The following is a 12,641-nucleotide window of genomic DNA, read 5'->3' on the forward strand; positions in this document are numbered from 1 at the left end:
AGCTATAAAATTATTGATTATTTTTCTTCAAATAATCCTCTTCATCCATAATTTCCCACTTGCCAGAAGGATCATCTACTGCGATTTGTATATTATCTCCATTTTTTAAAATCCGAATATTTTCTTTAACTACTTTACTATCTAGTTCCAATAATTTTTTTTGAGCGGCATCCAATCCAAACTCTTTTGCTAAAGTGTAATAGGCATACGCAAGATCAAAATCTTGTTTTACTCCGTCACCTTTTTCATATAACGACGCCAAATTATAAGCAGCACGAGGTTCACTATTCTCTATTGCTTTTTTATACCAATACACAGATTTTTCAATTGACTTATCAACAACTTCTCCTTTTTTATACATAACAGCAACATTAAATTGTGACGGTGCATAATTTTTTTCAGCAGCTTTTAGAGAATAATCAAAATACTTATGCTTATCTTTTATACCTCCCCAACCTTCATAATAACAATTAGCAGTATTTGCAGCTCCTAAACCATAGTCAAAAGTTGCTGATTTCTCATAATATTCGCATGCTTTTTTTAGATCTTTTTCAAGATAGAAACCATTAAAATACATAAAACCGATTGAATTAATAGCCTCAGGTACATTTTTACTCATTGCATTCTTATAGTAGTTGTAAGCTTTCTCATAATCTTGCTTAACTCCATTACCATGAGCATACAAACTCCCCATATTGTTTTCAGCCACTCCATTATTATTTTTTATTGCCTTTTCATACCAATATATTGATTTTTCAATATCCTTCTTTTGATTTAAATATCCATTTTCAAAAACCACCCCTACTAAATTTTGCGCAATAGGATTATTATTTTCAGCCTCAATCAATAAAGCATTAAAATATTTTATTTTTCCATTATTGTCTTTGCTTTTTACAACTTTATCAATTTTAGATAAATCTAGACTAACACCTTGGCCTTCCCTACTAACTTTATTAGCTTTTACATCACAACCTGTTAAGCTTATCGCCAATACTAATGTAGTAAGCAAAAATTTCATTTTAAGGAATCCTGTTTTATCCAACCAAATATAAAGCGGATCTGGATAATCCGCTTCTTACCAATTAAATTAACCTAAGACTAAATATCTAAAATATTTTGAGTCACTCATTTTTAAAAAATTTGAACTATTCACATTTATTACTTTAATTTGGATGCTCAATATACCACTTCAAGTTTTGCTGTGCTTTTGGATCACCTAAATCTGCCAAAGGCTTAATAATTTCAATGGCTTTCACAACATTCTTATTAACACCTTTGCCGCTAAAGTACATCTCAGCCAATTGAATCTGCGCTAGGCTATAATCTTGATTTACAGATTTAGTAAGCCATACAAAAGCTTTTTTATAGTCCTGCTCGACCCCTTCTCCATAGTAATAAGCTTGTCCAATATTAAATAGAGCACTTGCATTATCTGCATCAATATCTATAGCTTGAGAAAAATATGAAAGCGCCTTTTTATAATCTTGTTCAAAAACTATTCCTTCTTGATGATAAATTCCTAACATATTGATAGAATCGGCATTATTCATACTTGCAGCTTTTTCAAAATACGGTAAAGCCTGCTTATAATTTCCTTTTAAAAACTCTAAGATACCTAAATTATGGATACCACCAACATAATTTTTATCAGCTGCTTTTTGAAACCATTTTTTAGCTTGTTTTAGATCAGTCTCTCCCCAAAAGCCATGCTGATAACCATTGCCTAATGCGTTTTGAGCTTTAGCATCACCTTGATCCGCAAGTTGCTTAAATATTTTATATGCATCTTCATATTTATCTTCATCGAATAAATTTTGTTCTTTTTCAAATAAAGGATTAACGTCTTGTTGGCTATGGTTATCTTTCGATTTTGTCGTATTAGCAGAATTACCACAAGCGACTAAAATAAATGAAGATAAAAACAAAGTCAGAAAAACTAAGAAAACATTCTTTTTAGTCTTAATCCACATATTCGATACCTTTTACTTCACTTTATTTTTATTATAACAACTTAACAAAAATAAAATTTATAAAACCCACACCTGTTAAAAAATACTAAAATCATAAAAATTAATATTCAAACATAAAGAAATAAGTTAACGACCCAACAAATAACACCCCAGAAATAAAAAAAATCAAAGAATATTTTTTTAAAAAAATGTAATTATTATTAATAAATTCAATCAACTCATCTTTAGAAAAGTTATTCATTACTACATTATGTTTATCATCATAAACTGGGAGGCGCCCACTTTTCTTATAGAAAATATTATAATGAATAAAAAAAGAAAATAGCAGAGATTGTATTTTCAAAAATCTCATAAAATGAGTATTTTTTACCATTGATTTTAGGAAAATTCAATTCTATAAACTTATTTTTATTCATAAAACTATAAGAATATAAATAACTTACCAAAAACAGTAATATACTAAAAATAAAGATAAAAAAATTAAAACCCATTATTTACACAATCCCATACTTTGATACAGTGCTTTATCCACATACATACTTGAACCAGCAGCAGCACCTAAATCCTGCTACAGTTATAATTACCTGCCCAACTTTAGCATGAGGCGTAATACCTAAAAATCCAACTAGACGCTTGCTTAAAATTTCACCTACAGCTAATGCCGCTCCAGTTTAGTAAGATATTTGATCAATTTTTCTTATGCAATTAATAACGGCCTCAATATCAACTTACTTGATTTTCCCCATCTAGTTGATACTGAGTAATTAATTTTATTTTTAATATAAAATGTTATTCACAACCTATAGTTTCTTTACATTTAATGTCCCAATATTCATATTTCCCATTATCATTCATAGACTTATAGTAAAGTCTAATATTATAAATTGCGTCTGGATCACCCTTTTCAGCCATTTCACTAATAACATTTATAGCTTTCTCAACATTTTTCTCCACACCATACCCTTTATAATATGATGTTGCCAACTGAATTTTCGCAAAATCATAGTTTTGCTTTGCAGACTCATCATACCAATAGAAAGACTTTTTATAGTCTTGTTTAACTCCCTCACCATAAAAATACATTTGCCCTAAGTTGAATTTTGCATCAGGGTTCCCCAAATCAGCTGCTTTTTTGTAATATAAAAAAGCCTTATTTAAATCTTTATCAACATAATCCCCATTATTATACATAATACCCAAAAGATTAATAGCTGGCGCATAATTATCACTTTCTATTTTTTTCAATATAGACAAAGCTTCAGCTGAATTCCCATCCTCTAGTTTCAATCTACTAATATTGTACATTGCAGGAACATAATTATTATTACCCGCTTCAGCATACAATTTTATTGCCTTCTTTATATCCTTTTCAACAAATATACCTTTCTCATAAAAAAAACCCATTTCATTCTTTGCAAAATCATCATTTTTTTCAACTAATTTTTCAAGTATACTAAAAGCACCTTTATAGTTCTCACTATCCATTTCAGCTTGATATTTAGAAACATATTCTTTTTTTTCAGCTTCAGAAATACCACTAGTGCTTTTTGAATTACAAGCACTACTAAAAACAAGAAAGAAAACTGTAAAAATAAAAACTATTTTTTTAAAATCAAACATAATTAATCCTTAGATATCAAATCTATTTCCACAATAGGATCTCTATCAAAATGCTTTTTAGAAAAACGTCTATATGGATCAATGATTAATAATCCATAAGTTTGTGATTGTGCTAATGATGCTGATAGATGAGTTTTTTCATTTGAGATAGAAGATGCTTTCTTCGATCCAATTGATGCTGCTGCACCATAGCCTTTTCCACGTATAGTACGTCCATCAGCAGTTTCAGCTATTGTATGTACTCTGCTCAAATCCGCAATAGGCAATTTAACAGTGTTAGTAATACTATATCCAGATCCAGTGAGATCTTCTACATGTTGGGCATTTGTTCTTACTACAGAATCGCCTATGCTGAACGAAAGCCTTTTAAGATGTTTTTTAATTTCTTCTTTAGTCCACTTACGTTTTTTTACAAGCCCCTTTTTCTGATAGCTTTCAATAATTTCGTAAATGGTACCTTTACCACTTTGAACATCTGATACTATATTATTTATTAAATTCTGAGATAAATCTATTTGCTCAATAGTAGATACATATAGCATCTTATTACCATTTAAATCATATGCAAAACCTAATTCAAAGCTCCCAACGAAATTAAAAAAATCTGTTCCTAAACTTACTGATGCCTGCGTAGCTTTTTCTTGAAGTGCCATTTGTACAGGAAAACCACTATTACTTCCGTAAAAAGCTCTTCTCTTGATTTCTATATCTATTTCTTGTCTTGCAAATGCATTTTTGAAATAATCTCGATTATTTAATACCAATGTTTGACCTACATTCAAAGTATCAATTTTTTTTATTTTATTATCAAAAGCTATTTCATCAACATTTAATGAGTACTCTTTAGCTATAGAACTTAATGTATCACCTGATCTAACAATATGAGATGACTTAATAAACATTTTTTTATCAGGGCCAATAAGTTTTGGATCAGCAATTTTTATAGGATTATCACCAATATAGAGTCTTTGTCCTTGATATATTTTAAACTCATGCGCTAAACCATTGTTCGACATTAAAAGCTCTTTAGATTTATTAAACTTCCTAGCGATAGATTCCAATGTATCTCCAGACTTAACCTCATAAAGATCACTTCGTTTATTACCACTACTTCCTTTTACATCTGTTTTAAAAATTCCAACTTTTTCAACAGGAACTCTAGCTTTAATAGTTTCCTCATAAACAATAGATCTTAATATATAGGCACCAGTATCAACATTAAGTTTTTTTATAAGCTTCCATTCTTTATGCTTAGTTGGAAGCCCTTTTACCTCTACATAAATATAACCACTAAATCCATTGATTTCAAAAATTTTGGATAATCCATTTTTATCAGTTTTTTCCCCACCTTTTGTCAAAGTACTTGCAATTTTTGGATAGACTGTTGGATACATTCTTATTCTATATTCAATATTAGCAACACCCTCGTCACAATTTGCATATATAAATTTAAATGAAAGCTTTAATTTCATTTCTTATCATCCAATTGAATTTTTAAAAATTCTTCTTCAACATCAATTTCAACATCAATTAACAATGAATAATTTTCACTTTCCGTACCAAATACCCTCTTTGTTCTTCCCCTTTCATCTAAATTCCCAGCATAAAAATAGCCTTTACTAGATAGGAATTTATAATGAGTATTTTGATACTCTAGATTAGTGGAATAATAGGATAAATCTGCTCTTAAGCTAAATTTCGTTGTATCTCCCGCCCCTTTCAAAACAGGTAATTCATATTGAGCTTTCGCCCCACCCATAAACAAATGCTGTCCCGCCTTCACCTCAAACTTCCCACTGGTCACAGGGAAAATCCCTGAGCCATTCAACTTAATCTGAGAACCGCCCGCAGTAATCACAATCTCTTTAGGGCTACTAATCTCAATACGGTCTTCAGTCGAAATAATCTGGATACCTTGCTTGGCAAGTAAATCCATGCCATCCGATTGTGCCTGAACTTCAAACTTACCTTTGGCGGCCACCTGTTTAATTCCATTCTGCGCAGCGAATACACTGATTCTGTTTTGCGCATGCGTAATCAGGTTCTTCTGTGTACTTAGATTGATACTATCGCCTGCAAACTGATTGATCTGTCCATCTGCCGATAAATGAATATCTTCATTGGTACTTAGGCCAATCCCTGCTGGTGAATTCAGCAATAGCAATGATTTTTTAAACTGGGCGATTTTTTCTTGAATCTGTTCCGCAAACTCTTTCAGTTGATCCAGCGATTCTATTTCATCGGTTTGCTGATTCTTGGCAACTTCGCTCAGTGCCTTGGCATTGCTTTGATTGCCTTCTAGCTGCTGTTTAGCGACTTGGGCATCCAAATGTTCACCTTGGGCCTGATCCTGTTTATAGGTGGAAACGAGAAGACCTTCGCCTGCCCGCACTGCACCCCATTGGTCGGTACGTAACTCGAAACCTTCGCCTCGATCTTCACTTTCGGCTTTGTCTTTAGGATGGCTGAGTTTACCCAGATTCAGTTGGCTGACGGCATGACTGCTTTGTAGTTGAGCACTGATCTGTCCTGTGGTGTCATCAAAGCGGAGTTGGTTAAAACCTTCACCTTGGTACTCTTTCGATTTGATCCCCGCCAGTTTCTTGGTGTCTGGCAGCTTACCAGCATTGTCAAACTTGGTCGGGCTACGATGACCTTCATGAATTCTTCCCACCACAAAGGGACGGTCGATATTGCCATCAAAGAAGTCGATGACAACAATCTCACCAATCCTCGGTAATAAGCGTGCGCCATAGCCTTCACCAGCCCAAGGCGTCAGTACATCCACCCAAGCTGAATCGGTGTCATTGTCATTGGCACCTGCACCACCATCGTGGCTATGATCGTCGTTGCGAGTAAACAGGAAACGGACTTTAATTCGTCCCCATTCATCGACATGGATTTCTTCACCGCTTGGCCCAACCACTTTAGCTCGTTGCGGTGAGGCGGCTGGGCGGTGTTGTAAAGGGTTAAATTCAGGTACGGTTTTAATGCTGCGGCGTTGTAGCGTCAGTTGATTGGCTTGGCGTTCATCATTATTAGATTGAGTGGGTTGCCAATTACTTTGTGCTAATAATTGATTGATCTGTTGATGTAGATCTTTGGGCAAATTGTTTTGGTTATAGAAGTTTTTGCCTGTAATCAGGAATTCTTTATCGCTGCCAGCATGTTGATCAATTTCAGGATGTTCAGCCAATTCAAACCAGTAACCCACATGCGTGTCGCGGACGGTGGTATCGGCGATAAATTGTTTGGATTGTAAGTCGTAATATTGACCGAGATTTTGATTCAGTTTTTCGATCTGTGCATTGCCCGATGCGGTTGCCCCATCTTCACCATTCAGATCTTGCATCCATGCCGGTGAGAAATGCCATGCTTGTTCTAGACCAAGACTGGCATTGTCATATTGAGCACTGTGTTTATGTGTGCTCTGCACACTGCCTGCGCCATCTTCCTGTTCCAGTACATCGGCTTGCCAACGCTGTACATGCACGCTGCTCGGTTGTAAGCTGCGTTGCCCGACCAAACTGGTCATGCTGTCATATTGCTCTGTCGCACTGCTGCGATGGTAACGAATCGTTCTTCTGTCTAGCGCTTGGTATTGGCTATTGTCATCAATCAAGCGTAGTTTTTGCGGCTGAATCGCAGCGCGACTTTGCGGAACGATTCGTTCGGCTTCATCAATTAACCAGCTAATCCCTTCGCTACGCATCAAAGATGTTAAAAAATCTTCATCTGATTGATTATATTGCATAATAAAGGGACGGATATCATAGTTCTGGCTCAGTCCGCTTAAGTCCAAAGTTAAGCTTGACGCAAATAAGGAACTCTTTTGCTGCCACTCCTTGAAGATAAGTTGCACGACATCAGGCACGCTCTTGTTCATAAACACACGGCTGTTACGGCGTTGTTTCCACAGTGCGGTGGGATCTTCTAAAGTCAGCTTATAGACGGTTAAGCTACCATCCGATTGCCCTTGTAAGGCTTGAGTAATGATCCCTGTGACACGGGTCAATTGACCTTGATCGGTCACCGTATCAATTGCCGCTTGGCTACCAATAAATTGTTTGAGTGGAATGGTCGCATTGGTCGACAGGCAAATCAGTTCTGCCTTAAATCCATCATTGAGTTGATGCTGACCATCAATACGTTGTAGGAAGACTTGAGTATTTAAGTTTTGATTAGAAAATTGAATATGGATTGCGCGCTTTTGTGCAGTAAGGCCCAAATTGTCCAAGGCCTGAAATATATTACTCAACATTATTTTATAAAATATTAACTAAAATTTACGCTATTTTATAAACAGCATACAAATCTGTCTATATTTTTAATGTTACGTTCTTGCAACAAAGCCTACAATAAACAGAGGATTTTAGTCTAAGCGCTTAAAATAATGATTAATAATTTTTTTTACAGGATTAAATAAAAATACATATAAACCAAAATGTTTTATCAAATAAGGCCAATTCTCCCTATTTGATAAAACAGCAATCATTCAGCCTTAGACTGTAGCCTTAAAATAATCTTCTTTCGGCATATCAATCACTTCAACACACAACTGTATCGGATAGCTGAGCTCAGACTGGATATAGCTTTTTTGCTGCAGTCGCTGCAACAATGCCGCACCAACAGCTTGTTTTTGAGCCTGCGTTCTGCCACTCAATAAATACAGTTTTAAATGAATATAGGCTTCTTCTGTTTCATTCAAACCAATTAAAAATATCTCGTCTTTAAATGCACGAGATTTAATATCATGTGCGACAAATAAATCCGTTTCAATTAATGCGATATTTGCATCTTTTAATAATTGATGCGGGTTTAGTTCAGTTAAATTAGCCGAATAGTTTGCAATTAAATGCGGCATTTTTATGATTCCTATTCTACAAATAATAAAGCTAAACGGACTTGGTCATAAGCCATTCGCGGACTAGTGGCTTCAACAATGGGACGCAATTTAATCGAACCATCATCAGTAAAATGTTCAGGGTTTTTACGTTTATGCAAACGCTTATAAATCTTACGCACTTCTTCAATCACTTCATCGCCTGGACTGGCAACTGAAATATCCAGACCCTGCTCTTTATGCAAACGTGCCAAATGATTGATGATCGTTGCAGGGGTTAAACCACGCTCATGTGCAATATCTTCAATTTCATAACCCTCTTCAAATAAAGTACGGGTTTCATCCAAGGTCGCAGCGGCATAATTCTGTTTCGCACCTTTGGCGATTTTCTTTTCATTACGGGCAATTTCAGTGGCATTCAATGTGCCACCACAATGCCGAATAAAAGCATTATGCTGTGTGGTTAAATCAATATTTTCAAAGTTGGTTTCTGCTTCAGTCGATAATTCCTGAAAACGGCGATCCGCTTTGATTGCGAGACTATCTAGTTCAAGTGCCTGCTCGTTAAAGCCAAGCAGCTTCAGCCCTGTCAGAGATTTTAAGCGTGATAAAGCCACATAACCCTGACCTTTTTCAAAGGTATTACTGAGATTGATTTCTGCAGCTTCCAAAGTCATACCCTGACTTTTATGAATGGTAATCGCCCAAGCCAAACGCAACGGAATCTGTTGAAAACTGGCAATCGCCTTACCTGCTTCATTTTCAATGGACCATGTTTCTGGCTCAACCAAGAAGGTTGTGCCATCAGTCAACTTCACTTTAGGTAAAATGCCCTGCTTATCGTCTTCTTCAAAACCAATGACTTCACCCAAACTGCCATTGATATAGCCCATATCAAAGTTGTTTTTAACAAACATGACTTTGGCATTTTTCTTTAGGGTGAGTTCTTCAGGCGCACGCACTGATGATTTTAAGGTTTCCATCAACTTTTCGTTGCCATCGACAACTGCATTGAATTGATGGCTTTCATTGTCAATTTCATTCAGGTGCTGATAATTAATATTATCGACATCCATATTGTGCGTATATAAACGGGTAAAGGTCTCGCCAATATCATGCTGCCGCGATTGTTGCAAAGCACTAATATGGTTGCTTTGAATATTCTGTGCCCGAATTGCATTGAGAATCTGATTGAGGATTTCATCATCCTGACGATGCTGTTCCGTTAAATAGCAGACACGGAATTTCGCTTCGACCCAAGCATCAGACATAAAGCAGAATTTATCGCGATTGCTTTCATCCTTTTTACCAACAGGCGGTAACTGAAAGAAGTCACCTGCTACAATCACCTGAATCCCACCAAAGGCCTCATCACTTTCTTTAAAGTATTTCAGGACTTGATTGACCAGATTCAGTTGCTTGGCGTGCAACATGGAAATTTCATCAATAATCAGAACTTGGGCATTTTCCAAATGCTCTTTTAAGTATTTACGCTCTTTCATTCGCTTGAGGTCATCATCACTCAAACGATCTTTAATTCCAATCCCTGCCCAAGTGTGAATAGTCATACCATTCATATGGGTTGCCGCAATCCCTGTCGATGCGGTAATCGCCACAGGCACTTTACGCGCTTTGAGATAATGGATGTATTGATTAAGCGTATAGGTTTTACCTGCACCAGCTGAGCCCGTTAAAAAAACATTTTCCCCAGCTTTAAGTAACTTGAGTGCAGTCTCTTGTTTCATAATTTCTTCAGTCAAAAACAACAGCGCATAGCTTAACGATTTTTTGTCTAAAATAAAAATGCAATACGAAATCTAGCCGCATTTCCTCATCAAACCTCCAACATTGTTGAACGCTTGATGTCGCATAATTGCATTGACATCCAAGGGTTTTCATTTAATGTGGTTGTTAATGAATTCAGACTTGATCTATAAAAATGACTACTTCAAATCTCTATACATATCAACCAGATATACTAGGTGAAGATTATCAGCAACTGACCTTAAATTTCGCTGATGATTATGATGGAAAAGTTGTTGCTACTTTGGTTCGCAAGAAGGCTGCTGAAGCGACCAAAAAAGCAGTTTTATATATTCATGGTTTTGCAGACTATTTTTTCCAAAAAGAAATGGCTGAACAATTTAATCAGCATGGCTACGACTTTTACGCCCTTGACCTGAGAAAATATGGTCGCTCTCGCCTGCCACACCAAAAATTCTACTATGTGCTTGATTTACGTGAATACGATGCCGAGATCAGCAAAGCACTGGAAATTATCGGTCAAGAGAATCACAATCAAGTACTACTGGCAGGCCATTCAACCGGTGGCCTAATTGCCACCTTATATGCGGCACATTATCCAGATCATCGCTTAATCAAAGCGGTCTGGAACAACAGTCCATTCTATGATTTCTATAAAAGTGTGCTTGAGAAAAAAGTAGGGATTCCCTTGCTCAGCGAAGTGGGTAAACGCTTGCCGAATGGCAAATTTCCAAGCGGTCTAAATCAATGGTATACCCCAAGCTTACATAAAGATTTTTATGGTGAGTGGGATTTCAATCTGGATTGGAAACCAAAAACCATGCCTTTTGTACACTTGTCTTTTGTCACGGCAATTCACGAAGCGCAAAAAGAAATTCATCAAGGTGTGAGCTTAAATGTGCCGACCTTGATCATGCATTCACATCAATCTAACAATCCAAGAAAATGGGGAATCGACGCTCAACAAAGCGATGTGATTCTCGATGTCAAAGACATGACCCAGAATGCCAAGAAAATGAAAGGTGATGTGCAAACACTGTCCATTCAAAATGGTCTGCATGATTTGGTTTTATCTGCGCCGCCTGTGCGTGCACAGGTCTATAAGGATCTGTTTGCTTGGTTAGCAGAAAAAATTCAGTAATACTGACGACCCTTTTAAATATCTGAATGCTCAGTGGTCTTGGTACTTGCTGAGCATATTTTTAGCAGGATGCGAGGCTGGCAATAACTCTAATAAGCGTTCAGCAGCATCCACCGCTTCTGGACAATAGGCCAAATGTTTTAATAAAGCATCACTGCCCTGTGTCTGAAAAATCGCATGACTCAAACGTGATTCCAAACAATCCCGCCAAGCTGATAAAAATGGACTCTCGGTTTTCGCTAAGAAAATACCGGTATACCCTTGTAGAGCGGTACTGATATAACCCGCATCCAATGCTTGTTCCAGTTGCAGGAAATCCGCCTCAACTGGTACATTCAGGCGATAAGGACGAGAACCAAGTAAATCCCCCAAATGCTCTCTTAAATGTGACATCTCCGCTTTTAATGTCCCCATACTGACTTTACGTTCCCCATACAAAGCCTGATGTAAATTTTCTAAATTCAGCCCTTGCGGGCATAAAGCCAAAATTACCAGAATTTCCACTTGTCTCGGGCTTAAGCTTAAGTTTTTGCCATTGATCAACACCTGTGCCGTATTAAAAGTACGGAGATACAGATGCTGCTGTTGTAACTCCTGCATTGCCATTTGAATAATTGCAGCACAGCGTTCGACCGCCAATAAACCTAAACTATTGTGGTTTTCCCATGTAGTAGATAAATCTACTACGCCTAAGACTTGTTTGGAGTATGGGTCTACGATTGGAGCAGCATAGCAAACCCAATCATGTACCGACGCCATATAGTGTTCATTGGAAAATACACAACTTGATTTCTGCGTCTTCAGCGAAAGTGCCAGAGCATTGGTGCCGACCAATTCTTCCTGCCATTGCCCACCTGCAACAAAATGGACACGTTCGGCAGCATTGCGCATTTGGGTACAGGATGCTGTCCAAATAATAGTACTGCCGACATCGCCAACCGCAAGCACCATCGCTGACTGCTCTGCAACATGCTTGAGGTCTTGTTGGCAAACCTGTAATGCCAAGGCCAAAGAACCTGTTTGAGTCGAAACTTGATCGAGCAAAGGCGCAGCTAAACGTTCTTTAGGAATATCAGCGAGTGTAGAACGCTCCCATGAACTGGCGATACTCTGTTCCATTTTTTCAGCATGCTGTGGATTGAGGCTACTTTGCGACCTGAGTTGCTCAACCAATGTCCGCTGTTGCTGTAATTCCCTTTTTGTATGCATTTGTAATTTCCCTATTCCCTTACATGCAATTCCAACCTTTTTCCAACCTTCAACGCGATAACGTCATTCTCAATAACGTACCCAGTACTTTATT

9 protein-coding genes are annotated in these 12,641 nt (G+C 36.9%); 1 reads left to right on the forward strand and 8 read right to left on the reverse strand.

The window, feature by feature from the left end; translation table 11 throughout:
- Positions 1-10: 10 nt before the first annotated feature.
- The 7 genes from A7P55_RS02380 to A7P55_RS02410 form a co-directional block, all read right to left on the reverse strand.
- On the reverse strand, positions 11-1,018 hold the full coding sequence (locus A7P55_RS02380) for a tetratricopeptide repeat protein (protein ID WP_171550986.1): 1,008 nt from the start codon (positions 1,016-1,018) through the stop codon (positions 11-13).
- Positions 1,019-1,163: 145 nt separating this feature from the next.
- A complete protein-coding gene (locus tag A7P55_RS02385) occupies positions 1,164-1,970 on the reverse strand; it encodes a tetratricopeptide repeat protein (RefSeq protein ID WP_171550987.1) in 807 nt (268 codons plus the stop codon).
- 789 nt (positions 1,971-2,759) lie between these two features.
- A complete protein-coding gene (locus A7P55_RS02390) occupies positions 2,760-3,590 on the reverse strand; it encodes a tetratricopeptide repeat protein (RefSeq protein WP_171550988.1) in 831 nt (276 codons plus the stop codon).
- Between the two features lie 2 nt (positions 3,591-3,592).
- Positions 3,593-5,062, reverse strand: coding sequence for a LysM peptidoglycan-binding domain-containing protein (locus A7P55_RS02395; protein WP_171550989.1), 1,470 nt, complete (start codon positions 5,060-5,062; stop codon positions 3,593-3,595).
- Entirely contained in the window at positions 5,059-7,851 is a 2,793-nt protein-coding gene (locus A7P55_RS02400; protein WP_171550990.1) for a type VI secretion system Vgr family protein, read from the reverse strand. The genes A7P55_RS02395 and A7P55_RS02400 overlap by 4 nt, the downstream gene beginning before the upstream one ends.
- Before the next feature lie 240 nt (positions 7,852-8,091).
- Entirely contained in the window at positions 8,092-8,454 is a 363-nt protein-coding gene (locus A7P55_RS02405) for a 5-carboxymethyl-2-hydroxymuconate Delta-isomerase (RefSeq protein WP_171550991.1), read from the reverse strand.
- An 11-nt stretch (positions 8,455-8,465) separates the two neighbouring features.
- Positions 8,466-10,178, reverse strand: coding sequence for an AAA family ATPase (locus A7P55_RS02410; RefSeq protein ID WP_171550992.1), 1,713 nt, complete (start codon positions 10,176-10,178; stop codon positions 8,466-8,468).
- 194 nt (positions 10,179-10,372) lie between these two features.
- Here A7P55_RS02410 and A7P55_RS02415 point away from each other — a divergent pair, with 194 nt between their 5' ends.
- A complete protein-coding gene (locus A7P55_RS02415; protein WP_171550993.1) occupies positions 10,373-11,338 on the forward strand; it encodes an alpha/beta hydrolase in 966 nt (321 codons plus the stop codon).
- A gap of 30 nt (positions 11,339-11,368) precedes the next feature.
- On the opposite strand, the gene A7P55_RS02420 is transcribed toward A7P55_RS02415, so the two are convergent.
- Positions 11,369-12,547, reverse strand: coding sequence for a transcriptional regulator (locus tag A7P55_RS02420; RefSeq protein WP_171550994.1), 1,179 nt, complete (start codon positions 12,545-12,547; stop codon positions 11,369-11,371).
- Between the last annotated feature and the right edge of the window lie 94 nt (positions 12,548-12,641).

Source organism: Acinetobacter sp. Ac_5812, assembly GCF_013072695.1.
Classification (GTDB): Bacteria; Pseudomonadota; Gammaproteobacteria; order Pseudomonadales; family Moraxellaceae; genus Acinetobacter.

Coding starts and splice junctions, on each gene's coding strand:
- A7P55_RS02380 (WP_171550986.1), bottom strand. CDS start 1,018: ATGAAATTTTTGCTTACTACATTAGTATTGGCGATAAGCTTAACAGGT.
- A7P55_RS02385 (WP_171550987.1), bottom strand. CDS start 1,970: ATGTGGATTAAGACTAAAAAGAATGTTTTCTTAGTTTTTCTGACTTTG.
- A7P55_RS02390 (WP_171550988.1), bottom strand. CDS start 3,590: ATGTTTGATTTTAAAAAAATAGTTTTTATTTTTACAGTTTTCTTTCTT.
- A7P55_RS02395 (WP_171550989.1), bottom strand. CDS start 5,062: ATGAAATTAAAGCTTTCATTTAAATTTATATATGCAAATTGTGACGAG.
- A7P55_RS02400 (WP_171550990.1), bottom strand. CDS start 7,851: ATGTTGAGTAATATATTTCAGGCCTTGGACAATTTGGGCCTTACTGCA.
- A7P55_RS02405 (WP_171550991.1), bottom strand. CDS start 8,454: ATGCCGCATTTAATTGCAAACTATTCGGCTAATTTAACTGAACTAAAC.
- A7P55_RS02410 (WP_171550992.1), bottom strand. CDS start 10,178: ATGAAACAAGAGACTGCACTCAAGTTACTTAAAGCTGGGGAAAATGTT.
- A7P55_RS02415 (WP_171550993.1), top strand. CDS start 10,373: ATGACTACTTCAAATCTCTATACATATCAACCAGATATACTAGGTGAA.
- A7P55_RS02420 (WP_171550994.1), bottom strand. CDS start 12,547: ATGCATACAAAAAGGGAATTACAGCAACAGCGGACATTGGTTGAGCAA.